The sequence below is a fragment of the Psychrobacter sp. H29 genome (genome assembly GCF_059073055.1).
In genome coordinates, this window is record NZ_JCACRY010000001.1 from 1,535,800 (window position 1) to 1,560,840 (window position 25,041).

Annotated in this window: 18 protein-coding genes; 7 read left to right on the forward strand and 11 right to left on the reverse strand. The window is 44.3% G+C overall.

What is annotated here, in order from left to right:
- Positions 1-63: 63 nt before the first annotated feature.
- The 3 genes from AC5JP1_RS05995 (at position 64) to AC5JP1_RS06005 (ending at position 2,788) form a co-directional block, all read left to right on the forward strand.
- On the forward strand, positions 64-1,560 hold the full coding sequence (locus AC5JP1_RS05995; RefSeq protein ID WP_442967625.1) for a cytochrome ubiquinol oxidase subunit I: 1,497 nt from the start codon (positions 64-66) through the stop codon (positions 1,558-1,560).
- Positions 1,560-2,576 (forward strand): cytochrome d ubiquinol oxidase subunit II, encoded by a 1,017-nt coding sequence (cydB, locus tag AC5JP1_RS06000; protein WP_443524549.1) that lies wholly within the window; start codon positions 1,560-1,562, stop codon positions 2,574-2,576. Before AC5JP1_RS05995 ends, cydB begins: the two co-directional genes overlap by 1 nt.
- A 95-nt stretch (positions 2,577-2,671) precedes the next feature.
- Positions 2,672-2,788: a DUF2474 domain-containing protein gene (locus AC5JP1_RS06005; protein ID WP_423725573.1), complete on the forward strand. Its 117-nt coding sequence runs from the start codon at positions 2,672-2,674 to the stop codon at positions 2,786-2,788.
- 111 nt (positions 2,789-2,899) lie between these two features.
- On the opposite strand, the gene murU is transcribed toward AC5JP1_RS06005, so the two are convergent.
- Both murU and AC5JP1_RS06015 read right to left on the reverse strand, forming a co-directional pair.
- Entirely contained in the window at positions 2,900-3,646 is a 747-nt protein-coding gene (gene murU, locus AC5JP1_RS06010; RefSeq protein ID WP_493843519.1) for an N-acetylmuramate alpha-1-phosphate uridylyltransferase MurU, read from the reverse strand.
- 111 nt (positions 3,647-3,757) lie between these two features.
- Positions 3,758-4,873, reverse strand: a complete 1,116-nt coding sequence (locus AC5JP1_RS06015; protein ID WP_493843520.1) for an aminoglycoside phosphotransferase family protein — start codon at positions 4,871-4,873, stop codon at positions 3,758-3,760.
- Between the two features lie 386 nt (positions 4,874-5,259).
- Between AC5JP1_RS06015 and AC5JP1_RS06020 the strand changes: the two genes are divergently transcribed.
- Entirely contained in the window at positions 5,260-8,151 is a 2,892-nt protein-coding gene (locus AC5JP1_RS06020) for an LPS-assembly protein LptD (RefSeq protein WP_493843521.1), read from the forward strand.
- Between the two features lie 158 nt (positions 8,152-8,309).
- Positions 8,310-9,704: a peptidylprolyl isomerase gene (locus tag AC5JP1_RS06025; protein ID WP_493843522.1), complete on the forward strand. Its 1,395-nt coding sequence runs from the start codon at positions 8,310-8,312 to the stop codon at positions 9,702-9,704.
- Positions 9,705-10,217: 513 nt separating this feature from the next.
- Here the strand turns inward: AC5JP1_RS06025 and AC5JP1_RS06030 are convergent.
- Positions 10,218-11,348 (reverse strand): endonuclease/exonuclease/phosphatase family protein, encoded by a 1,131-nt coding sequence (locus AC5JP1_RS06030; RefSeq protein ID WP_443524556.1) that lies wholly within the window; start codon positions 11,346-11,348, stop codon positions 10,218-10,220.
- A 447-nt stretch (positions 11,349-11,795) separates the two neighbouring features.
- Here AC5JP1_RS06030 and asd point away from each other — a divergent pair, with 447 nt between their 5' ends.
- Entirely contained in the window at positions 11,796-12,929 is a 1,134-nt protein-coding gene (asd, locus tag AC5JP1_RS06035; protein WP_443524558.1) for an aspartate-semialdehyde dehydrogenase, read from the forward strand.
- A gap of 113 nt (positions 12,930-13,042) precedes the next feature.
- Here asd and AC5JP1_RS06040 read toward each other — a convergent pair whose 3' ends face one another.
- Positions 13,043-13,699, reverse strand: a complete 657-nt coding sequence (locus AC5JP1_RS06040) for an SOUL family heme-binding protein (protein WP_443524560.1) — start codon at positions 13,697-13,699, stop codon at positions 13,043-13,045.
- A gap of 293 nt (positions 13,700-13,992) precedes the next feature.
- Between AC5JP1_RS06040 and tgt the strand changes: the two genes are divergently transcribed.
- Positions 13,993-15,144 carry a tRNA guanosine(34) transglycosylase Tgt gene (gene tgt, locus AC5JP1_RS06045; RefSeq protein WP_319050055.1) on the forward strand — a complete coding sequence of 384 codons (1,152 nt, stop codon included), beginning with the start codon at positions 13,993-13,995 and terminating at the stop codon, positions 15,142-15,144.
- 145 nt (positions 15,145-15,289) lie between these two features.
- On the opposite strand, the gene AC5JP1_RS06050 is transcribed toward tgt, so the two are convergent.
- From AC5JP1_RS06050 to ispC, 7 genes are all read right to left on the reverse strand, one after another.
- Positions 15,290-16,642 (reverse strand): sodium-dependent transporter, encoded by a 1,353-nt coding sequence (locus tag AC5JP1_RS06050; protein WP_443524561.1) that lies wholly within the window; start codon positions 16,640-16,642, stop codon positions 15,290-15,292.
- A gap of 308 nt (positions 16,643-16,950) precedes the next feature.
- On the reverse strand, positions 16,951-17,730 hold the full coding sequence (gene lpxA / locus AC5JP1_RS06055; protein WP_493843523.1) for an acyl-ACP--UDP-N-acetylglucosamine O-acyltransferase: 780 nt from the start codon (positions 17,728-17,730) through the stop codon (positions 16,951-16,953).
- 176 nt (positions 17,731-17,906) lie between these two features.
- Positions 17,907-18,434: a 3-hydroxyacyl-ACP dehydratase FabZ gene (gene fabZ / locus AC5JP1_RS06060; RefSeq protein ID WP_443524564.1), complete on the reverse strand. Its 528-nt coding sequence runs from the start codon at positions 18,432-18,434 to the stop codon at positions 17,907-17,909.
- Positions 18,435-18,480: 46 nt separating this feature from the next.
- Positions 18,481-19,497 (reverse strand): UDP-3-O-(3-hydroxymyristoyl)glucosamine N-acyltransferase, encoded by a 1,017-nt coding sequence (gene lpxD, locus AC5JP1_RS06065; protein WP_493843524.1) that lies wholly within the window; start codon positions 19,495-19,497, stop codon positions 18,481-18,483.
- 138 nt (positions 19,498-19,635) lie between these two features.
- Entirely contained in the window at positions 19,636-22,035 is a 2,400-nt protein-coding gene (bamA, locus tag AC5JP1_RS06070; RefSeq protein WP_443524566.1) for an outer membrane protein assembly factor BamA, read from the reverse strand.
- Between the two features lie 263 nt (positions 22,036-22,298).
- Positions 22,299-23,675, reverse strand: a complete 1,377-nt coding sequence (rseP, locus tag AC5JP1_RS06075; protein WP_443524567.1) for an RIP metalloprotease RseP — start codon at positions 23,673-23,675, stop codon at positions 22,299-22,301.
- 102 nt (positions 23,676-23,777) lie between these two features.
- On the reverse strand, positions 23,778-24,986 hold the full coding sequence (gene ispC / locus AC5JP1_RS06080) for a 1-deoxy-D-xylulose-5-phosphate reductoisomerase (protein ID WP_443524569.1): 1,209 nt from the start codon (positions 24,984-24,986) through the stop codon (positions 23,778-23,780).
- Positions 24,987-25,041: the final 55 nt, after the last annotated feature.

Consider the following 25,041-nt stretch of genomic DNA (forward strand, 5'->3'; position numbering starts at 1 on the left):
ACAGTTACTTGAGCGTTGTACGGAAGCCAGCGCTATTCAGCTAACAGATGAGAGTAACCGTTTATGTTCGCTACATTTATGATAGACCAGCTCGATGCGCTGATGCTCGCACGCATTCAGTTTGCTTTTGTTATCTCGTTTCATATTGTCTTTCCTGCCTTCTCTATCGGACTTGCCAGCTGGCTTGCAGTGCTTGAATTTCGCTGGTTGAGAACTGGTAATCCTATTTATGCTGAAGTTTACAAGCATTGGGTCAAGATATTTGCCGTCGTTTTCGGTCTGGGTGTGGTATCTGGCGTGGTGATGTCTTACCAGTTCGGTACCAACTGGGCTGTCTTCTCTGACAAGGCAGGTAACGTTTTAGGCCCACTACTCGCCTATGAAGTATTGACCGCATTTTTCTTAGAAGCTTCTTTTTTGGGTATCATGCTATTTGGCTGGGGACGTGTCAGCAAGCGCATGCACTTTGCCTCGACTGCCATTGTCGCCATCGGTACGCTAATCTCGGGATTTTGGATCCTGTCTGCCAACAGCTTTATGCAAACCCCTCAAGGTTTTATGATGGGTGCAGACGGTCTACTTTATCCAACCGACTGGCTTGAGATCATTTTCAATCCTTCGTTCCCTTACCGCTACGCCCATATGATGACTGCAGCATTCTTGACGACTGCCTTTGTTATCGGTGGTATTGGTGCTTACTATATCCAATCCAAAAAACACGCCGATCACCGTGAGCATGGTCGCGTGATGCTTGGTATGGCGATGATCATGGCTATCTTTGTCGCGCCAGCGCAGGTGTTGATTGGAGATGAACATGGTCTAAATACGCTTGAGCATCAACCAGCCAAAGTGGCTGCAATGGAGGGTATCTGGGAAGATGAGCGCGGTGCCGCTCTACGACTATTTGCGATTCCTGATCAAGAAAACCAGACCAATAAATATGAAGTAAAAATTCCTTATGTGACTGGTTTGATTCTTACCCATTCATTGGATGGTGAAGTCAAAGGTCTGAAGAACTGGGCCCCTGAAGATCAGCCACCGGTCATCATTGTGTTCTGGGCGTTTCGTATCATGGTTGGTATCGGTATGCTTATGGTACTGGTTGGCTTATTTAGTCTCTACAAATACTTTAAGAAACAACAATTCAATTCTGATAGCGTGTGGTTCCACCGTGCGTGGATGATGATGACCCCGCTTGGCTTTATTGCTCTATTGTCCGGTTGGTTCGTGACTGAAACAGGACGTCAGCCTTGGACAGTATATGGGGTGATTCGTACTGCTGAAAGTATGTCTCCTCTTGCAGCGCAGCAAGTGGCTACGACACTCATTGGCTTCATTGTGCTCTATATATTTGTTTTTGGTGCCGGTAGTTTTTATATCTTACGCTTGATTGCTCAAGGTCCTAAGCCTTATACAGATCCTGCTGAAGACAACTTTTATGAGCACTCAGTAACAGAAAGCCAAGGTCGCGCATTGAGTGGCGATAGCAATCCTGCCAAAAATACTGAAGAGGACTTAGATGCGCCTGCAGATGATGTCGATGATGGAGGATTACGCTAATGTTTAACTTCGGTGATGTATTAGACTTACCTCTCATTTGGGGCGGATTGATTGCTTTATCTGTCTTTATCTATGTGCTGCTTGATGGGTTTGATTTGGGCTGCGGAATTTTGTTCCCATTTGCAGGCTCAGACAAAAACCGCAGTCGTATGATGAATTCTATCGCCCCTTTTTGGGATGGTAACGAGACATGGTTAGTATTAGGCGGCGGCGGTCTATTTGCCGCATTCCCTGTTGCTTACGGTATTATCATGACAGGTCTCTACCTGCCTGTGACTGCCATGCTTTTCGGTCTTATCATGCGCGGGGTGGCGTTTGAGTTTCGTTTCAAGTCATCGTCGCGTCGACATGTATGGGACACTTTCTTTTTTGTAGGCTCAGTCGTTGCTACCTTTTCTCAGGGCATTATGCTTGGGGCGTTGGTGCAAGGGCTAGAGGCCAGCAACCGTCTCTATACGGGTGGTCCGTTTGATTGGTTTACGCCTTTCTCGATCGTTTGCGGATTTGCCATGATTATTGGTTATGCCTTACTTGGCTCGACGTGGCTTATCATAAAAACAGAACATACTCTACAAGTATGGGCGCGTAGAGTCTCAGGCTGGATGCTGAGCGCCTTAGTGGTAGCGATGATTGTTGTCACCGCGTTTATGTACTTCTCGGACATTGATGCGTTAGAAGGATGGTTTGGTTTTCCAGAGCTGCTATATCTTGCCCCTATGCCTGTCATTGCTGTGATTTTGTTCTTTGTCATGCGTAAAGACTTGAAGACCGAACGTGAATATCGTCCGTTTTTATTGACAGTTGCGCTATTTCTGATGGGTTATATTGGTGTTTGTTTTGCGCTATTCCCGTATATCGTACCGTATCAGATGACGATTTATGAGGCAGCGGCGGCGGATACTTCGCTATCATTTATGCTTATTGGCGCGGTTATCATGCTACCGATTATCTTGAGCTATACCGCTTTTGCTTACTATACGTTCAAGGGTAAATCTGATCATAATCCGATGTACTGATCGCTAATAGTGATAAGTAACGGATCAGCTAGAAACGGTGGCTATTACTGTTGATAGTCGATAGCCACTGTTCATACGCTAATCAGGAGAAAGATATGAAAAAGCTCAGTAAAAAACAATCTCAATGGTTATGGTTTATTGGTCTATATACAGCAGGGTTTTTAGTTGTGTTTACGATTGCACAGCTCATTAAACTTGCTATGGGTGTTTAATAAACAACATCTGGGACTATAGCTACTGACATTGAAGATAAATGTCGAAACCCATAAAAAAGCAGCGTTGATGATTCAACGCTGCTTTTTTGTGAGTTTTTGCTAAATTAGCTAGTCTGCTCTACCTTGGTGACTCTCCATATCATTTTGTTCAACAAAGTCATTTACTTGTGTCAGACGCTCAGGGGTGCCCACGTCTATCCAGTTATCCGTAATCACTTCAGCAGTAATCTGAAACTTAATCATCGCCTGCTTGAGCAGCGGCGCCAATGCAGCAGGCTGCCCTGGTACTAATCCCTCGACCAATGCGGGTGACATCACACTAATACCTGCAAAGGTATATTTGTCTGCGTCGCCAACCGGGTGCTCACTAGCCAGACCATTATTGATCGCAAAATCGCCACCATTGTTGTGCTCTGGGTTATCAATGAGTAGCAAATGCGCGCGCTGGTCGGCGCTCAGCACATAGTCTTGTAACTGAGCGAAATTGTAGGTCGTCCAAACATCAGAGTTGACCAAAATAAACGGCTCATCTCGCAGCTTTCCTGATTGTAGCGCTTGAAAAATACCACCTGCCGTCTCTAACGGCTCATCGTCCTCTACTGACCAATGCAGCGTGACTCCGTATTGCGACCCATCACCTAAGCTATCCATAAGTTTGTCAGCCAACCAGGAGGCATTGATTGTAATGTCAGTAATACCTGCTGCCTGTAATGCTTTGATGTGCCACACAATAAGCGGCTGACCACCGACCTCGACCAAGGGCTTTGGCGTCTCTAATGTTAATGGACGCAAACGTGTGCCCTTGCCAGCAGCCAAAATCATTGCTTGCGTAATATTAGACGTAGATGTCGACATGTACGCTCCTTTTTATATTATTATTTGAGTACTCGTTATTTAAGTACTCGTTATTTAAGTACTCATTGTTTCAGTGCTGAGTTTGACTGATAATTATTGTAGCGACTCATCCTAAGAACGTGAAAGTGACGTAAATTTGTCCTGATATGCAGGCAAGATCGTCTCTTGTAGCCATTGATTGAACGGTCGAACGGCAAGCGCGATGTCGTCACTTCCTTGTTTAGCCAACCAGTTTAATTCAATAATTAGATCACGCATGACCTTGGGAATATCCGCTAGATAGCGATCTTTGCCATCACGCTCAGATAATCGAATAAAAATACCCAGCACCTTTAGATGACGCTGTACACCCATGACGTTCACATCGTTTTCAAGCTGTGACGCAGTGTCTGCTGTAGAGAGTGATTTTTGCTGTTGTAACTGCCAAAAGTCGTTAATCCATGTAGACACTTGACTCTCTGGCCATTCGACATAGGCATCGCGTACTAGCGACACCAAATCATACGTGTAAGAGCCGATCACGGCGTCTTGAAAATCAATCACACCCAAACGTGATGTGTCCGCTTGGTCTTGCATCAGGTTGCGGCTATGATAGTCACGATGGACAACTACTTGTGGTTGCAACAAGATTGCATTTATCAATGCGGTTTTCAAATTCTCCCATACCGTCTCGTTTAGATCGACCCCGATATAAGGTATAAACCATTCGCTAAATAGGTTCATCTCACGATCCAGTAGCGCTGTATCATAATCTGGCAGCTGGTGCTCAGATTTTGCAGCCTCAACGGGTACCGTTTGCAGCGCTACTAGTGTCTGCATTGCCAGTTGATAATAGTCGTTGATTTGCGCTGGCGCTGCGTCTGTGAGCAGATGCGCAAATTCTGTAGCACCAAAATCTTGTAGTACCAAAAACCCTTTTTCCAAATTTTGCGCGACGAGCGTCGGTACATTGATGGCAGGCGACATGAGTTTGGCAACATTGATAAACTGACGCATAGCATCTTGTTCATCAGCAGAGTCCATAACAATGTAACGCGTACTTTCTGACTTATTAGCTTCTAATAGTTGAATGCGATGATAGCGACGCGCGCTCGCATCACCTGGCAAACTCTCCAAATTAAAAGCTTTGTCTGTAAATACTTGCTGCAGCCACTGCTCTAGTTGTTGTTTGCGATTATCGTTATTGTTATCGATCATGTCAGGCTCTATAGTCATTTTATCAGTCATAATGGGTGTCGTTGGTTAAATATAAATCATAAATAATTAAAGTAGTGATAAGTCAGGCAAATACTTGCTAAAATAGCCCTGTCCTGGGCCGCAACATCAGCGCCAGTAGACGTATAAAGATATTACTCAGTATTTGATGCTCAACTGAACGCTCTATCTCGTTCACAATCAGCTTGCTTATATTATAAATTTTGGTAAATAGTGTAGCTGATTTGGTTTTTTTTGACTATGATTAGTCGTCATTATATGTAAATAGCCAAACTCTTGAGACGACGCTACCAATAAGTGATCTTTTAGCCACTTGTTGACAGTGATGTGTTGTCGAACAGTATGGCTATGCAATTCAGTATCGCAATCCAATAGGCTCTGCAATCATAGGTGTGCCCTTGTTATATTCTCCGCTTTACCAAAGCATTCGTTTGATCTTATTTGGTGCCTTAGGCTTTTCTAGTCTATCTGTCAGTGCAGCTATCAACGATGCTGACACCCAGTCAACTGAGCCATCAATGAGCAGTGCGAACAGCTACGCCTCTGACGACTCAGACGTTGACTCAGAGCTAAGCATCACAGCAATTAATGAAGCCGATGATACGTCATCTCTACAACCCGTAGATACAGTGGACAGTGCTCCAAAAATCAATGACACACGGGCCAGCACGACTATTACACCTAACCGCACAGTAACAGATAACCAACAGCTCGATACTAGTGATGAGAGCATTCAAGCCAGCCTCACGCGTTTGGCAGAATTTTATGAGCTCACGCCAGAAACAGACACTTCTGCCTTAAACACTTCTACCTTAGATAATGTCGATGAGGTAACGATCGTCGAATCAGAGGATACCCAAAGCACCTTAGCACCAGCAGCCCAAACCATTCCAAAAGTCGGTAAAGACTTACGGCTACTTCCAAGTGCGGTAGATAGCGCGCAGCGCTGTGAAGGTCAATGGGTCTATCCACAAAGCAACCCTAATTACCAGCGTGCTGTGAATGAAGCTGGTGCTGATGTAGATAGCGTACCGAATAACCAAGCGCCCCTGTTTACAGAGTCAGACTATGGTTATTACAACAATATTAACTATGCTGAGCTGTCAGGCAATGTCAAAGTCGATCAAGGCACCCAGCACATTGAAGCAGAAAAGGTCGTTATTGACTTGAGTAACGGCGTTGCCGCTGCACAAGGCAAGGTTATGTTTACTGATCAGGCAACTGGAAAATCAGTCAAAAGTACGCCAAACCGCTCTCAAACGAGCCTAAATGATAAAGCGAGGCAAGGCGGTCTGATTGGAGTCGCAGATAGCCTGAACTATAATACAGAAACTGGACAATCAACGGCCAATGATGTGGCCTTTGCTAGTGTCGAGTTACAAGCACATGGTTATGCTAAGCGCTTGAACAAACCCAACGATAGTGAGTACGAGTTGGACGAGGTGATGTTTAGTACCTGTCCGCCTACCAATCGTAAATGGCAGTTCGATGCAAAAAGTATCGATCTAAATACCGATACTGGACGCGGTGAAGCTTACGACACTACCTTTCGTATTGCTGACGTACCTGTATTTTATCTCCCCTACTTTAATTTTCCGATAGACAGCCGGCGTAGCAGTGGGTTTTTGTTACCTAGTGCTAGCGTGAGTAGCGAAAGCGGTGTCGAGCTTGATGTGCCTTATTATTTTAATCTAGCACCCAATTATGACGCCACGCTCAACACTCAAATATATACCAACCGCAACCCTATGTTGTCAGGCGAGTTTCGCTACTTGACCGAAAATTATGGTGAAGGGATCGTTAGCGGCTCTTACTTGCCTAACGACAAAGAATTCAATGATGAAGATCGTAAAAGCTTATTTTATGATCACTATTGGACATCTAAAGATATTCCACGCTTGAGTGCGGATGCCAAATATAGCTATGTTTCGGATTCAGACTATCTTGATGATTTTGATAATTTAGGTTTATCAGATAACACCATCAACCTACCACGCCGTGCTCGCGTTAACTATTATAATGATTACGTCGATGGTGAGCTAAAGGTTGAAACCTTTCAGACACTAGATGCTTTTACCGATGATGGTGAGGCGTTAGAAGACAAGGACAAGCCCTATTCACGCCTACCACAGCTTAAGCTTGACTATAGACTACCGTGGGCAAAGAACTTTGACATCACTGGCGTACATGATTCTGCCTATTTCAAAAAATCTATCGATGATGGTTCTGAGGATGAGAAGAGCGGCGCACGTATCTATAATAAACTGAGCGCCGTTTACCCGATGGAGAGATCTTGGGGCTATATTAGACCGAAGCTGAGCTTGCAACATCTTTATACCTCATATGATGAGGACAGCTTGGCAGATAATGATATTAGTGAGGAAGATGGTAGCCAGTCCGTATTCGTGCCACAAGCCAGTATTGATGCGGCACTGAACTTCTATCAAGCAGGCTCACCTTTTGGTGCTTTTGATGACACTATGGGTGGCTACCGCTTGCTCAGTCCACGAGTCAAATACACGTACTCGCCGTACAAGAACCAAAATGATATCCCTAACTTTAATACTCGTATTGCCTCTATCAACTATGAGCAGCTATTTTCGGACAGTTGGTTCTTAGGGCATGATCGCTTGCAGGATTTGCACTCTATCACGCCTGGCGTCAATTATCGTTACATCGATGCAACGGGTGTGACACGTTTTGATGGTAGCATTGCAGAACAGTTCTATATAGATGATGGACGTGTAACGCTTGATGATGAGCAACGAGTTTTCAACTCCTCGTCTTCGGGCATGGTATGGGATACCAGTACCCAACCTTACAATAATTTTTGGGTTGATGTCAGCGGTGCGCTGACTAACGACTATGATTTGAACTATATTACGACTGAGCTACGCTATCAACCCTCAGACAATAGCTTATTCAATGTGGGCTATGTTAAACGTCAGCGCGACGAAAATACGGATCAGTTGCCATTGTCTGCTTTTACGGCTTCTGCTGTTTTCCCTATCAATAATAGCTGGCGGATATTGGCTCAAGGTCAATATGATTATAATAGTAATAAGATGCTTGATTCACTTATCGGCGTTGATTACGAAGATTGTTGCTTTGGTTTTGCAGTTTATGGTCGTCGTTACTATAATGACCTAAATGTGAAAGACGAACCAACAGAAGCGGTTATGGCAGAGATACGGTTGAATGGTCTTGGTAGTGGCAGCAGCCGCTTAACACGATTGCTCGCTGACAAAGTGTTGGGCTTCGAACCTGTTCAGACAGCATGGAAAGACTAATGCACTTTTTGCTAGCGTGACCTATTATTTAGACGAATATTTGTAAGACATTACTTGAACCCCTATTATGGTCAACGCTGTCGAATAATTGATTATTAACAGTATTGGATAGCGTTGACCAACTACCATCCGATGCGATGACATTGATGAGGAGCATCATGAGATTTTTTTCTTTACGTCAAACCAGCCGTGCTGTACTGCTATCTACGGGCGCTAGCCTTGCGCTTACCTTAAGTGCTCAAGCAGCCACTGTAAAACCTGCAGCAGTACCAGCATCGTCGACCGCCGAACAAAGCACGGCAGCTCGTTTGACACCTGCTACTAGTACAGATGGTATCGTTGCCTTAGTAAACGAAAATGCCATTCTAAAAAGTGAGCTGGTCAATGCTATTACGCAAACTCAAGCGCGTGCACGAGCAGCAGGAGAACCTATTGCCAACTCATCGCAGCTACAGTCTGAAGTGCTAAATGCCCTGATCTTGCGTGAACTGCAATTATCAATGGTAAAACGTGTCGGTGTATCGCCTGATGAAGCGGATATCAATCAGCGCTTAGCTCAGATCGCCCAAGCTGAAGGCATCAATAGCATCTCGGGACTGCAGCAACGTCTAGATGCCGCCCGTCCTGGTAGCTACGCTGCGCTGCGTGCTCAGCTTATTGAAGAGGCTTCTATCCAAGCACTGCAGCAGCGTCAAATCAGTCGCCGTGTGCGCATTAGTGAACAAGATATTGATGCGTTTTTGGCATCACCAGAAGCAAAGCGTCTAAACCAAAGTGAATATCAAACCGTACACGTCCGTGTTCCTTATATAGATGACTACAGCCGCTTGTCAGAAGCGCAGCGCGCAGAAGCCTTAGCAGTGGCTCAAAACTTACGTACTCGCCTGCTTGCGCCAAACGTCAGTGTCTCTGAAGCTGTTGCGGCAAGTCAAGGAAGCTACCCTATTCCTATTCAAGGTGGAGATATGGGCTTTCATAAAGCAGCCTCTCTACCTACAGAGTTATCGAGTAAGATAACCAAGCTTGATGTTGGCGCAGTTAGTGAGCCACTATTAACACCTGAAGGTATCGATATCATCAAATTGGCTGATAAAAAGGCCAGCGATACAATGCTCATACCGCAGTGGCATACTCGTCACATTCTAGTTAAAGTAGATGAACTTCAGACTGATGCGCTTGCTGAACAAAAAATCAACGACCTGTACGACCAATTGCGTAGCGGTGCTGACTTTGCTAGTTTAGCGTCGACTTATTCAGATGACCCAGGCTCAGCTGGGCGCGGTGGTGATTTAGACTGGGTCAGTGAAGAAGATATGGTTGGCCCATTCGAAGCCACTATGAAAAACACTGTAGTTGGTGATTACTCTGCACCGTTCAAAACTCAGTTTGGCTGGCACATACTAAAAGTCGATGGCAAGCGTGAGCAAGATGTTAGCGAACAGTATCGCCGTAATATGGCACGTCAAGCGTTGTATCAGCGCCTAGCGCCACAAGCCAAAGAAGACTGGTTACAAGAGCTACGTGCAGGTGCTTACGTCCAAGTGTTGGGCTAAATGCTCATTGTTTGATTACTCGGCAATAAGTAGTAATACCAGTATCAGACAGCTTAACGAAAAAAGGGTATGTGCAGTAGCATGTGCCCTTTTTTGCTACCTAAAAATGGATAACTTATTATTGAATCATAAAGATAGCTGACAACAAACTTATCCAATACAGATGTCTGAATACCGCTAGCTATTTAGCAACCCATTGCCTTTCCAAATAACACACAAAGAAAAGCCCCGAACCTAGGGCGATTGGTTCGGGGCTTTGACGCTTCATATTATTGTTATTATCTCTCTTCCATGTTGACTCATCCTGAGTCATAAACAGTAACATATAAGACAGCGGGCTGACCTGTTCTTTTATTGGTACCGTCTCAACACTGCATCCTTGCGTATCCTTGTGTTGATGGAGGTATTATAGGACAATCAATGTAGTACGAATAGAAGCTAAAGACCTTATTTGACGTAAGCATATGCTTACGTTACGACAGCACCAGTTCCAGCTGCCTGTAATATTGATTATTAAGCAAAATTGCGCTGCTCTTCTCTATGCTCATCTGATACTTTTTTGCCTTCTTTTTTGCCCTCTTCTATCTTATGGTCTGCTTCTTCAACATCCTCTGCTTCGGCAGTAGGTGCATTGCCCTCTTGGTTACTAGTCTCCTCTGGCTCGTATTGCAGAGTGGTCATTACAGGAAAATGATCTGACCCTATAGACGGCATACGCTTGATATCGACGACCGTAAAACAAGCACTGTGAAAGATATGGTCTAAAGCCCAACGCAAAAACGGGTATTTGACATGAAAAGTATTGATAAAATGTCGACCAATACGAGGATCTAGTAGACCCGAGATGCGCTGAAAACGTCGCGTTGTTTTTGACCATGCCACATCGTTGAGATCACCAGCCAATATCGCCGTTTGGTTATTTTCTTTAATGTGTTTGCCAACCATGAGCAACTCAGCATCACGCGTGGTTGATTTATCAGCTTCAGTTGGACTAGGCGGCATGGGATGTAAGCAATATAACCAAATCACCCGTCCGCCCTGCAGACGCAGCTGAGTATGAACAGAAGGTATGTCATCGATCATCAGATACTTAACCTCAGGATCTATCAGCTCAAGCTTAGAATACAGATGCATACCATATAGGTTGTCGAGTGGTACCTTGACCGTATAAGGATAATCAGATTCAATTTGGTGCAATGCTTTTTCCCACTTTTTGTCACTCTCTAAGGTGATTAAAATATCAGGCTGCTTTTGTCCAACCAAATCAACCAGTTTTTGCGTCTCATCATTAGGTGTCAGTACGTTTGATACCATAATTTTTAAGTGATGGACTTTTCCTTCTGGCTTATCTTTTGCTTTTTGGACTTCCTTTTTCCATAGCTTGGTATAAGGCAGGACCATTCTCAGCTGAAAGGCTAAAGTAATGCTAAGTATAACGAACAGTACCCATTGACCCAGCTCCCACTCTGAAGAAAACACAATCATTCCCAGCCAAGCAATAATACCAAGCACCATGATTTGGATACGTGGAAACTCAACACCGCGCACCCACCAGTTATCAAGCGGTATCCAGCCCCAGATTGTGACAAATGCGATGAATCCTGCTAGCCACTGTAGGCCATAATATAATAGTGAGAGATCCATAGTATGTACTAACCGTTTATTGAGAGGATAATAGAGTCCATGATGTCAGGTATCGTTTGTTCAATGACGCAGTGCATCATAGTCTTAATGTGACCGAACTGACGTTAGGTAATGATGCTAGACGCTTACTTTAGCATTTCATAGGATTTTCGCCTACAAGTGAGTCATGATTATGGGGCAACTGTCATAAAAATTTACAATGTCAGACCCCTTAGTATAATGAGTATGTGTAAATGCGCCGACATTCTGAGCATTATTCTACGATACTAGAAACGAGTAGATGTCTCAGTGATTTTGAATAGTGATAACCTAAAGTTATAGTGAGCATATTTAATAGTGTATAGAAAATGACCAAATAATAGCCAAAACGCCTTGCTTTTTTGTGCCATTCACGGCATTGTTATCGGTTGATGACGCAACAAATAATTGTAAATAGGATTGAATTTCATGAGTAATTTAACAGTAGGCTTGGTAGGCTGGCGCGGTATGGTAGGGTCAGTATTGATACAACGTATGCAAGAAGAGAATGACTTCAACGGTATCACGCCTGTGTTTTTTTCGACCAGCAATGCGGGTGGCGATGCACCAAAATTTGATGGTATTGAGACCGGTCAACTAAAAGATGCTCATGATATTGAAGCACTCGCTGCTTGTGACGTGGTTATTACTTGCCAAGGTGGTGACTATACCTCAAAAGTTCATCAACCACTGCGTGATAGCGGTTGGAGTGGCTACTGGATTGATGCGGCAAGTACCCTACGTATGAAAGATGAGAGCATCATCATTCTTGATCCCGTCAATCGCAGTGTTATTGACGATGCCCTAGTTGGTGGCAAAAAAGACTTTATCGGTGGCAACTGTACCGTATCATTGATGCTGATGGCCATCGGTGAGCTGTTCAATAGAGGCTGGGTTGAATGGGTCAGCGCAATGACGTATCAAGCGGCAAGTGGCTCTGGTGCCAATAACATGCGCGAGCTGATTTCAGGCATGGGTGTCTTGCATGACGCTGTACAGGATGAGCTGGCCAATCCTGCGAGCGCTATCCTTGATATTGATAAAAAAATCGCGCAAACTCAGCGCTCAGCCGACTTTCCTACGCAGTACTTCGGTGTACCGCTTGCAGGCAGCTTGATCCCTTATATCGATGTTCAGTTAGAAAACAAACAATCAAAAGAAGAGTGGAAAGGTGGTGTTGAAACCAACAAGATCTTGGGCAATGATGACGCAAGCACCATTCCTATCGATGGTATGTGTGTACGCGTGGGCGCCATGCGCTGCCATGCACAGGGCCTAACCATCAAGCTCAAAAAAGACATCCCACTAGAAGAGATCGAAGCGGCGCTCAAAAACAGTGGCAACGAATGGTTGGACTTAGTCGAAGATGACAAAGAAGCCACTATGAATCGCCTCACCCCAGTGGCAGTAACTGGGACACTAACTGTTGCGCTAGGTCGCCTGCGTAAACTTAATATGGGTCCTGAATATTTGGGCGCATTTACTGTTGGTGATCAGCTACTATGGGGCGCAGCAGAGCCATTACGCCGTATGCTCAACATCATCCGTGAGCAAAACAGCTAAACCAGCTGGCTAAAAATTGAACACAAAAAAGACAGCAATGGCTGTCTTTTTTTGATTAATAATCGAGATAGTACAGGAAACTGGTAGCATTCCTTTAGAGTCCAGTATAACGACTACTTTTGCTCATAGGCAATCATGACTTCGTTGCGACGCAAGAACGGTAATGTCCATGGCTCATCATAGCGTGCTAATTCAGGATCACCTGTAGGCGTTAGATTTTTGCTTTGCATCCAATCCTGTAGCTCTTGTGTCTTTTTATCTACTTTTTCACTTCCAGTAAACCCTGAAAATTTAATCACACCGTACGTTTGTGCAGGTGCTTCTACGATTTCAACATCTGGATTGTTTGGCTTAGGCAGTGTTTGCATCGTATATTTGCTAGGCATTGTAAATTGTACGCGCCACTTCCCGTCATCTTGTTGCATACTGACTGGTGCAGTCATCGCGATTTTTTGTGAGTCACTGTCATCATCGTTATTGGGCTGCATAGTGACAGGCGCTGTCATGCTGATCTTACTACTGCCACCTGTTGGTGCGGTATTGTTACCAAAAATATAGTCTGCGAGTACTTTAAACCCTGCACGACTTGCCGCGCGTTGGTCACCGCTTACCCACGTCTGTGCTACGAGCTGTTCATCATAGCGACGTAGTTCAAAATCGCCTGTTTGTGCCAATAACGTGTACTCAGGCTCTTCTACATCAGCCGCCATCGCCCCTTTCGATATCAACAATAATCCGCCTGCTAATAATAAATACCCTGTCTTTTTCATATTATTTTCCTAGTTTTTTAAAGTATGGTTTCTTAAATTTTAGTTTTTTAACATATAGCCTAATGACGCTAAATGCCTCACCAGTATGATTGATACTTTATCAATGACGACTCGTACTGTTTGTGTCTTTTAAGGCATGGTCTGTGTTTTTTGGTTATGACAAAGTGACCATAGCCAATGTTATTGAGTACCGCGTCCACCGTATATGGATAGCACTCAATATCTATGTCCAAAAAATTAACCAACAATGCTATAATTAGCGCCATTTTCATAGCTTACATAGCGGTTATCATATGCAATTTGTCTTACATAAAACGGCCAGCGGTGACACGCGTGCACGCCGTGGTACGGTTCATCTCAATCATGGCGATGTGCAAACGCCTGCTTTTATGCCTGTTGGTACTTATGGTACGGTCAAAGGTATGCTGCCACGTGACATCGAAGCCATCGGTGCTGATATTATTCTAGGCAATACTTTTCATCTTTGGCTACGTCCGGGTACTGAGGTGATTGATAAATTTGGTGGTTTGCATAAGTTCATGCATTGGGACAAACCTATCTTGACCGATTCTGGCGGTTTTCAGGTATTTAGCTTGGGCGCCATGCGTAAAATCACTGAGGAAGGCGTTAATTTTAAATCGCCTATCGATGGCGCTAAGGTATTTCTTTCTCCAGAAAAATCGATGCAGATTCAGTACAGCCTGAATTCAGATATCGTCATGCAGTTCGATGAATGTACGCCTTACCCAGCGACTCACGAAGAAGCAAAGAAATCTTTAGAGCTATCGCTACGTTGGGGACAGCGCTGTATTGATGAGCATAACAGATTGGGCAGCACCAACGCCTTGTTTGGTATCGTACAGGGCAGTATGTATCCTGATCTACGTCAGCAGTCACTTGAGGGCCTGCTAGAGATTGGCTTTGATGGTTATGCTATCGGCGGTCTATCAGTTGGTGAACCTAAAGAAGAAATGATCGATGTCCTAGACTACCTCCCTGATGATATGCCAGCAGACAAGCCGCGCTATCTTATGGGCGTTGGTAAGCCTGAGGATTTGGTTGAAGGCGTACGCCGCGGCGTAGATATGTTTGACTGCGTTATGCCTACTCGTAACGCGCGTAATGGTCATTACTTTGTGACGGGCGATGCAGACAATGCTGGTGTGGTACGTATCCGTAATAGCCAGTACCGCAATGACGAAGGTCCATTAGATCCTGAATGTGACTGCTATACTTGTCAGAACTTTAGCCGTGCGTATCTGTATCATTTGAATAAGTGCAAAGAGATGCTAGGAGCTCAATTGGCAACTATTCATAACTTGCGCTACTATCAGCGTTTGATGCAAGGGATTAGAGATGCTATTGAACAAGATCAGTTCGATGAGTTCGTGAACGAGTTCTATAGTAAACGTGGACAAACCGTGCCTGAGCTGAACTTACGTTAGTCTGTTGCAAGCCTTACTGATAGCTTTGATTATTGATAGCTTCATTGTTAAACATAGAAAAAGGGCTTAAGAATTATCTTAAGCCCTTTTTGCTGTGCGCTATTTTAACATTAGATGATTTAGTAGTGCTAAATCACTATTAATATTAGCCCATTAGCGACGTTACAAATACCACCACAACAGCGATTGGGGCGATGAATTTTGCAACGATCTGCCAAAGCTGCCATGTGCCATTAGATAAACCAAGCTCTTGCTGGATAGCACGTTGATCCATCTTCCAACCAACGAATAAAATAGCAGCAAGACCAGTCAGAGGTAATAAGAACTTACTGGTAAGCTTATCAAGTGCATCAAAGATACCATTACCCATGATAGTAAAGTCCGACCATAGGTTGAACGATAGCAATGCAGCAATACCTAATAGCCAGATTACCGTACTTGCAACGATAGTCGATACAGTACGACTCATCGAGGTACGCTCTTCTAATAACTCAACGGTTGGCTCAAGTAGTGAGATAGATGAAGTGATAGCAGCAAAGGTGATAAGCAAGAAGAACAATGCACCAACAATAGTACCTGCACTCATGCTACCAAAAGCAATCGGTAGACTAACAAAGATAAGACCAGGACCTGCAGCAGGGTCTAAACCATTACTAAAGATAATTGGGAAGATGGCTAGACCAGCAGCCAACGCAATAACGGTATCTAAAATAACAACCGTACGTGCTGTTTTTAGTAAGTTCACTTCACGGCCTAAGTACGAACCATAAGCAACCATGATACCCATACCAATCGATAGTGTGAAGAACGCATGACCTAGTGCTGCCAGCATAACGTCAGCTGTCAGTTTGCTAAGGTCTGGCGTGAATAGATAAGCCACTGCCTCACCAAAACCACCATTCATCACGTTATAACCAACGATAACGAACAAGATAACACCCAGTAATGGCATTAAGATCTTAGCTGTTTTTTCGATACCACTTGTGACGCCAATACCAACGATGACCGCGGTTAAGATCATAAATACGGTATGCCAAATCGTCAATGTACCCGCTGATGCGAGCATAGCGTCAAAGGTTGCAGCGACAGAATCGCTGTCTTGACCCACAAAGCTACCTGTTGAGATTTTTGTAATATAGTTAAGTGCCCAGCCACCAATGACACTATAAAACGATAGAATCAAAAAGCCACCCAAGATACCAGTAGCACCAACGATGCTCCAGCTACGTGACTTGCCTTCACTAGCAGCGACATCTGCAAAAGTGTTGACTGGGTTTTTTTGTCCACGGCGACCAACTAGCCACTCAGCAACCAGTATAGGAAAACCAACCAGAGCGATACAGAATAAATAAGCAATAACGAAAGCTGAACCACCGCTTTCACCTACCATGTATGGAAACTTCCAAATATTTCCTAGACCTACTGCCGAGCCTACTGCTGCCAATACGAAGCCAAAACTTGAGCTCCACTGTGCATGTTCTTGTTTGTTGATAGCCATTTTTTCCGTCCTCGTGCTCAAATTAATGTCACTGATAATCATCCTTGATCACCACAAATAGCCAGTACCACTACCGAACTATTCAGTAAACACTTCGATGTGAAGCGCCCAGTAACATTAAGAAAGAATTGTTTACAATATCGTAAACGCTCAGTTTCTGCTAAGCGACTAAAAAAGTCAAGTATTCATAAATATAAAAAGCCATAACAATTGGTTATGGCTTTTGGCGCTATTATCTTTTATTAATAACCTTTTGGCAAATTAAAAAATATAAAATGGCATCATAGGTTAGTAGTCATAATACCCTTTTAGCGCACCACACCGCGGCGACTGTTTTGTAGTGAATCGATAAGCAGCTGTATTTTTGGCTCTTTAGGCAGTAGCTCATTGTTAAGCGTTTCGAGCGCTTGTACCGTCGTCAAACCTGACCTAAAAATCACACGGTACGCTTGACGGAGTGCGTTAATAGTCTCTTTCGACCAGCCTTTACGGCGCATTCCCTCAACATTCATACCATGGGTTTTGGCTGGATTACCAGACACCATAGTAAAGGCAGCCACATCTTTTAGAATCAAGCTGGCCCCACCCACTAGACTATAATCATCTACGGTGCAAAACTGGTGGATACCTGAGTTACCACCTATAATTGTGTGATTACCGATGGACACATGACCTGCTACCCCGACGTTATTTGCCAATACATTATGATCACCAATCACGCAGTCATGCGCCACATGAGTATTGACCATCAGTAGATTGTGGCACCCTATTTTAGTCAGCCCGCCATCCTGAGCAGTCCCGCGATGTAAGCTGCACGCTTCGCGAATGGTATTATGATCGCCAATCTCAAGCCAAGTGCGCTCTCCTGCATACTTCAGATCTTGTGGATCTTCGCCAACACTTGCAAACTGATAAAACTGATTGTGCGCACCGATACGTGTTAGCCGAGTCACGACTACGTGGCGATGCAGTACCGTATGTGCACCAATGGACACCTCATCACCAACGATACAATAAGGACCAATAATGGCAGTCTCATCAATCTGCGCAGATGGGGAGATGAGTGCTGTTGGATGAATCTGACTCATAGTGTGAACCCTTGTATCATTTAATACGAGTAAATAGTAAGCCCAATACAACCCATCTAGCCTCATTAATGATATTAATACTAGGCTGTATTGTTAAATATACCTGCTAATTATAATTGTAATGGTCGGTTTGATATCACTTTTTATGCGCTTTTATTGACTACGCACTTTTTCGCTTATGCATTTTTGATTTTTTGCTGCTCTTGGCGTGCAATCATAATTTGCGCACTGGCAGCAAGCTCATCTTCAACATGTACTGTACAATCAAACTTATAAATACCATGACGTTGCATGACTGTTTTTGCACGAATGATGAGTTGATCACCTGGAATGACACGACGCTTAAAGCGCACTTTGTCTACGCCTGCAAACAGGTAAAGATAACCATCTTCTGCGGTCAAACCAGCACTAATAAACCCAAGCACGCCTGAAACCTGTGCCATTGACTCTACCATCAGCACCCCTGGCATGATCGGCTCATCAGGAAAGTGACCATTAAAAAACTCTTCATTGATCGTCACGTTCTTGATACCCGTGATGCACTCACCAGGTGTACAAGCGACAATTCTATCTACCAACATAAAAGGATAACGATGCGGCAAATAATGCTTAATCGTCTGGTACGTTAGTGGTAGCTTAAGACCTTGCTCAGCCAAGCTTTTGATATCTTCATCAGTTGGGATATCTATGTTGTTGCTGCTCATAATGCCGCTTCCTTGCTGTGTTTTGAATATTGATTGATTGTGTAGATTAATTGCGACCAAGCTGACGAAAGCGTACTGCTGCACGTCGCCAATTAGCAGTTGGCATCGCAGCGGTGCCAGAAGAGTATGAACCAGCAGTTTTTATGGATTTAGTGACCATCGTCATACCAGACAACACGACATCGTCTGTAATTTCGATGTGGCCTGTAATACCAACAGCACCGCCAATAATGCAGCGTTTGCCAATGGTAGTACTACCTGCAATACCCGTATGGGCAGCAATAGCTGTACCATCGCCGATACGCACATTATGAGCAACCTGTACTAGGTTATCAATAATAACATGGTTGCCGATGATCGTATCGTCAATGGCGCCGCGATCGATACAAGTCTGGCTACCAATACGCACGTGATCACCAATGACCACACGGCCTAATTGAGCAATACGTTCCCAACCCGAGGTACTAGGATCTGAGGTAGGTGCAAACCCAAAACCTTCAGCACCTACGCTCACCCCTGTATGTAGTCTAACGTGGCTACCAATAACGCAATCATGGCCGATAACGACTTGTGGCTTGATGACACAATCCGTACCGATATCAGTATGTGCTTCGACGACCACATGGGACTCTAGCGAGCTACGTGACCCTACCTGTACATGCTCACCAATCACACAAAAAGGACCGATAGTAACCTCATTGCCAATAATAGCACTATCAGCAATGACAGCACTGGGATGAATTCCTTTGGACGATAGCTTACGAGCAAACAGCTGACTGGCGCTGGCATAAGCCAAGTATGGATTTGATACTACCAATGCTACGGCTGATGCAGGCACTTGATCCCGATACGAGTCTGTAACTAGAACGGCACCTGCTTGGCTAGTAGACAAGCTAGAGATGTAGTTAGGGTCTGCTAGAAAACTGAGCTGTTGCTCACCAGCAGTGGTTAGACTGCCGACGCTGACAAATGGTCGACATAACTGATCAGCATCCAGATCAGCCTTATTGATAATAGGCTGCCGCTGCTCGATCCGAGTGATAAGTTGCTCAATCGTTATCATAATGACTATTAATAGAATATAGGTGTATATAAAACGGTCGTCAAAACACATTGTTATTTTGACGACCTACTGGAAACTAATGACATTCTAACCTATTCACATAAACATAAGCGCGGTTAGATAGATTTTATTAGTAATCTAGAATGTATTACCGATCTGGAACTGAACTTTTTCGGTCTCATCACCTTCTTTGTCATTGAAAGGCACCGCGTAACTGAGTGAGATTGGACCAATTGGCGTATACCACGTCACACCGGCACCAGCACTAAAGCGGAATTCATTGTCTTGCGTTAATAGAGGTACATCTGAATCATTAAAGGTTCTGTCTTCTTTATCAGAGGTATCAAAGACCTGACCACCTTCGGCAAATAGCACTGGACGTACTTGATCTGCCCAATCGCCTTTGAATGGCATCGGTAAAATCAGCTCGCTACCAAAAGTAACTAATGCATTACCACCAACCTCTTCTGCTAAAAAGGTTTGGTCGTCTGGATCAGTGACCGCGTCATAATACACTTGTGATTTAGGCCCTAGAGTAGACGACTCATAACCACGTACTGAGCCGTAGCCGCCTGCGTAGAAGTTCTCGTAGAAAGGCAAATCATTACCATAGCCAAGCTTGGTGTAACCACGTGCGACTACATCTTTATATAGCGGATAATATACGTTGCCGCTATACACAAGTTTTTGATAATTTGCGTCGCCCAAACCGATAGTGGCATCGACACTATGGCTCATACCCTTAGTTGGAAATACTGGACGATCTAGCGTACTGTAGTCCCAACCAAGTAATAAGTTATAGGTTTGATAGTCATTTCTGAATGTCGAAACGCCATCATCGTCTTCGTCAAATGTTTGTGTACCACCATCATCAAGAATTTCTTGAGCATTCGAGATACCTAGGAAGCGACCGCCACGTACTTTTGTGTTGTCAACATTGAGACCTGCACTAACACGCTTGGTTTCATCAACAGGATAGCTATAATTTAGCGTTGCACCATATGAGTCTGTCACATAGTTACTGACGTTGTCATCATCATACTTGGTCTTACGATAGTAGGCACTAACACCCTGCGAGACGCCATTTTCTGTAAAATACGGATCGGTATAGCCCAAGCTATAAGAGTCACGTGTCTCTGAGCGAGAAAGTGCCGCTTTGACGCGGTTACCTGTACCCATAAAGTTATTTTGGGTCAAATCTAACTGGAACGTCACACCGCCACTCTGAGAGTAACCCGCTGCAATCGTTGAGCTACCAGAAGGCTGCTCTTCTACCGTGTAGCTAACATCTACCTGATCTGGCTGATTAGGCACTGGCTTTACATCGACATTGACCGCTTTAAAAAACCCTGTACGCATAAGGCGTGTGCGTGACAATTGGATCTTTTCGCTAGACGCAAGCGCCCCTTCTAGCTGGCGCATTTCACGGCGCAGTACTTCGTCTTGTGTTTTTAAGTTACCTGTAAAGTTAATACGGCGAACATAAATAGGACGTGCAGGATCAATATAGTAGTCTACATCAACCATTTTGGTATCGTCATTGATACGTGGTACTGGTCTGACTTGGGCTAGATAATACCCTTCGTTACCATAGCGTCTTTTGAGCGCGGCAGTAGTGGCATCTAATTTGGCTTGTGAGTACTTTTCGTTAGGTGCAAAAGTAACCAGCTCATTCAATTCATTGTTATCAAAAGTAGGTTTGCCTAAGAAATTGGTCTCACCAAACTGATATTGTTCACCTTCAGTCAGACTGACTTCAATAAACACACTCTGCTTGTCTTCACTGATATTTAGTACCGCATTATCTACTGCAAAACGTACATAACCATCATTCTGGTACAGCGCTTTTAAATTCTCTAAACTGGCGGCCAGTTTTTCTTGTGCATATCGGTCAGACTTTGAGAGTAAACGTGTCCATGACGATTCTTTTACCGCAAAGACATCTTTGATTTCTTCGTCACTAAAGTGTTTGTTACCGATCACATTGATATCGACCACTTTGGCAGGCTTGCCTTCGATAAAACGCACATCAAGTTTGACGCGATTGCCATCGAGTACTGTCTGATCTACTTCGATATTGCTGTTGTAATATCCTTGACTGATATACTGCTGTTGTAACTCATTAGCCACGCCTTGTAGCGTTGACTGCTTTAGTACATCACCAACTGACAAACCAGCATTACCAAGGCCTTGCTCAAGACCTTCTTTTGGAATGAGTTTGTTGCCCTCGAAGTTTACCTCAGCAATGGTTGGACGCTCAACCACGTCGAACCTTAGATTACCGCCTTCGACACGGCTTTGAATATCAGCAAAATTTTCAGTCGCATATAGTGCCTTGATACTGGCAGCCAAGCTACTGTCATTTACCGTATCTCCTACCGTAATAGGTAGGACCGGATAGAGGCTATCAGGGGTTAGGCGTTGCAAACCATTGAAACCGATGTCAGTGACTACAAATTCTGCAGCCTGTACTGGCATACTCATCATTGCTACAACTAACGGCAACCCAGCCGCGCTCATAAATAAAGGCGTACGCATAAACACTATCCGTCAATAAAAAACTTGCTAAAGTTAAGTTAAAAAATATATGTTGTCTAGCCCGTTTTGCATGAAGTTGCAACTCCATACATGGCTGACTCAGAACACTTTATATAAAATGCATCACAAAATAAACTAAAAATTACGATTAGTACAGAGGCTACGACACAAAATATCTTGCGTATCATAGCAACGATCAGTAGATAAGAGTCACTAAACCATTAGTATATCGTGGTTTATCAAATATATTACGAATTAATCGATTAAAACAGCCTACTGATGTCATTACCAATTGCTAACACCATGAAACCTGCCAGTAAGAGTAAGCCGATGTTTAGCCCAACCATTTGCACCCCTTCAGAGAGCGGTTTACCACGAATCAGCTCAATAAAATGATAAACAATATGACCACCATCCAATACGGGAATGGGTAAAAGATTCAATACCGCCAGGCTTAAACTGATGAGTGCGGCAGTCGATAGTACCATCTGCCAACTGATATCGAAGCTTTGTTTAGCAACTTTGGCAATGGTAATCGGACCTGATAGGTTATCTAGACCAATCATTCCTGAGAGCATTTTGCCCATAGAGTCTACTGTCATCACGGCGAGCTGTTCAGTCTTCTCGAACGACTTGACCAAAGACTCACCAGGGCCATAGACCACGGTGGTTTTGTAAGCATCAGGGATCACGATCTCAGTCTGGTCTACCATAGCACCAATTTGTCCATAGTCGTTGCCCATGTTGTCCTTTTTCCCTTGCGGCATGATCTGTAGCTGAACAGTCTTATCATCACGCAACACAGTGAACTCAAGCAATACCTCAGGATTATCACGGATGATACGCGTGGCGCTGATCCAGTCTTTGATTGCTTCGTTATTGATGGCTGTAATACGATCGCCTACTTGTAGACCTTGACGACTGGCGGCGCCATCAGGAGCCAAACCGCCAACAATCGGCGCAATCTGTGGCTGCCATGGCAACATCCCAAAGCTGGTCAACGCATCTTTGCCCTGTGCCTCACCTTGCATAAACTGGGTGACGGGAGCTTGATAGGTTTGGGTCGATTGATTGGCTTGGGTATCCGACTGTAGGGTGATGCTCACATTGTCCGTCTCGCCCATACGCCCTGCAAGACGATAGTTGATACCTTCCCACGTCTGTACCTCATGTCCGTCAATCGCAACAATCTTATCACCGACAGGTAACTGAGCCATTGCCGCAGGTGTGTCTGGCAGTACCTGCCCAATCTTAGTCGCCAACTGCTCAGATGGTGTCATGAATAACACCCAAAAAAGCCCGATGGCAATGATAAAATTCATGATGGGACCGGCGGCAACAATCGCAATTTTTTTGAGTGGATGCTGATGATTAAATGCCAAATGCTGCTCATCTTTTGCGACATTGCCTTCACGCTCATCAAGCATTTTGACATAACCGCCCAGTGGTAAGGCAGAGATACGATAGTCGATACCGCTTTTTTTACTGGTCCAACCAAACAGTTTAGGACCAAAACCGATAGAGTATGTTAATACTTTGACACCGCACATCCGTGCCACAATATAGTGCCCCCACTCGTGCAGAGCGATGAGTGGACCTAAGACAAATATTGCCGCAAGAAGCGTTAGTAAAAACGTCATGATCTTTTCTCAGTAGGGTTCTTAGCATCTTTTATTAACATTGACATATTTTATCAGTACTGCCGTCTCAACCACCTTTTTACTCAGCCATGCTTGGAGTAATTACGCCAGTTTTGCCACAAGTTTGTCAGTCAGGTGACGTGCTATCTTATCAATGGCTAATATATCTTCGATATCAGCAGCGGCATCTAAGGGTGGCAACTGTATGTCATTCAAAGCTTGCTCATTAATATCTGCAATATCAGTCAAGCGTATTTGACCATTCAAAAATGCGGCGACTGCAATTTCATTTGCTGCATTTAAGACAATAGTCGCCTGCGTACCAGTTTGCATGGCTTGACGCGCCAAACGCAGACAGGCAAACTTTTGCAGATCAGGCTCAATAAATTCCAAACCACTGAGTTCAAACAAATCTAAAGGCTGCGAGCCACTATCAATACGATTCGGGTAGCTAAGTGCATGAGCGATTGGGGTTTTCATGTCTGGGCTGCCCAGCTGCGCTAAAAAACTGCCATCACTATATTCTACCATTGAGTGAATGATACTTTGTGGATGAATGACCACATTTATCTTGTCTTCAGGCAAGTCAAACAGATGACAGGCCTCTATCAGCTCAAGTCCTTTGTTCATCATCGTGGCCGAGTCGACAGATATTTTTTGCCCCATTGACCAGTTAGGATGTTTGACCGCTTGGGCCACACTTGCTTGCTGCATCTGCTCAAATGACTGTTGCAAAAATGGACCGCCAGAGGCAGTCAGCCATAGCTTACGGACACCATGGTCTGGCTCATGAATTTGGGTGTTGTCTTGTTGAATAGCAGGCGGTAAACACTGAAAAATAGCATTGTGCTCAGAGTCGAGTGGCAGCAAAGTGGCTTTATGCGTTTTGACTGCATTGATCATGACTTGCCCTGCCATCACTAGGGCCTCTTTGTTGGCAAGCAAAATACGCTTGCCTGCACGCGCTGCGGCTAAAGTAGACGGCAGCCCTGCTGCACCTACAATAGCGGCAACAACAGTATCAGTTTGCGGATCAGTGGCGATATCTACTAGCCCTTCTTCTCCGCCTACGACATCACTATCGATTCCTGCCACTTTAAGCCTTTTAGCAAAATCATCTACCGCTGCCATTGGCACACTGACGCGCTTTGGCAAGAACTGCTGACACAGTGCAAACAGCTTGTCTAAACGGTAGTAGCCTGATAATGCGTAGACTTCGTAGAGATGCGACTGCACAGCCAAAATTGCTAACGTACTATCGCCAATCGAGCCTGTCGCGCCTAATACGGCGATGCGTTGGGTCATAACCATTGATGCCTATGATATTTAGAAAGTAAAAGAAGAATAAACAAGATATGAAAAACTA

Bases quoted from the DNA above. Each gene is read 5' to 3' on its own strand.
- AC5JP1_RS05995 (WP_442967625.1), top strand. From the start codon at position 64: ATGTTCGCTACATTTATGATAGACCAGCTCGATGCGCTGATGCTCGCA.
- cydB (WP_443524549.1), top strand. From the start codon at position 1,560: ATGTTTAACTTCGGTGATGTATTAGACTTACCTCTCATTTGGGGCGGA.
- AC5JP1_RS06005 (WP_423725573.1), top strand. From the start codon at position 2,672: ATGAAAAAGCTCAGTAAAAAACAATCTCAATGGTTATGGTTTATTGGT.
- murU (WP_493843519.1), bottom strand. From the start codon at position 3,646: ATGTCGACATCTACGTCTAATATTACGCAAGCAATGATTTTGGCTGCT.
- AC5JP1_RS06015 (WP_493843520.1), bottom strand. From the start codon at position 4,873: ATGACTGATAAAATGACTATAGAGCCTGACATGATCGATAACAATAAC.
- AC5JP1_RS06025 (WP_493843522.1), top strand. From the start codon at position 8,310: ATGAGATTTTTTTCTTTACGTCAAACCAGCCGTGCTGTACTGCTATCT.
- AC5JP1_RS06030 (WP_443524556.1), bottom strand. From the start codon at position 11,348: ATGGATCTCTCACTATTATATTATGGCCTACAGTGGCTAGCAGGATTC.
- asd (WP_443524558.1), top strand. From the start codon at position 11,796: ATGAGTAATTTAACAGTAGGCTTGGTAGGCTGGCGCGGTATGGTAGGG.
- AC5JP1_RS06040 (WP_443524560.1), bottom strand. From the start codon at position 13,699: ATGAAAAAGACAGGGTATTTATTATTAGCAGGCGGATTATTGTTGATA.
- tgt (WP_319050055.1), top strand. From the start codon at position 13,993: ATGCAATTTGTCTTACATAAAACGGCCAGCGGTGACACGCGTGCACGC.
- AC5JP1_RS06050 (WP_443524561.1), bottom strand. From the start codon at position 16,642: ATGGCTATCAACAAACAAGAACATGCACAGTGGAGCTCAAGTTTTGGC.
- lpxA (WP_493843523.1), bottom strand. From the start codon at position 17,730: ATGAGTCAGATTCATCCAACAGCACTCATCTCCCCATCTGCGCAGATT.
- fabZ (WP_443524564.1), bottom strand. From the start codon at position 18,434: ATGAGCAGCAACAACATAGATATCCCAACTGATGAAGATATCAAAAGC.
- lpxD (WP_493843524.1), bottom strand. From the start codon at position 19,497: ATGATAACGATTGAGCAACTTATCACTCGGATCGAGCAGCGGCAGCCT.
- bamA (WP_443524566.1), bottom strand. From the start codon at position 22,035: ATGCGTACGCCTTTATTTATGAGCGCGGCTGGGTTGCCGTTAGTTGTA.
- rseP (WP_443524567.1), bottom strand. From the start codon at position 23,675: ATGACGTTTTTACTAACGCTTCTTGCGGCAATATTTGTCTTAGGTCCA.
- ispC (WP_443524569.1), bottom strand. From the start codon at position 24,986: ATGGTTATGACCCAACGCATCGCCGTATTAGGCGCGACAGGCTCGATT.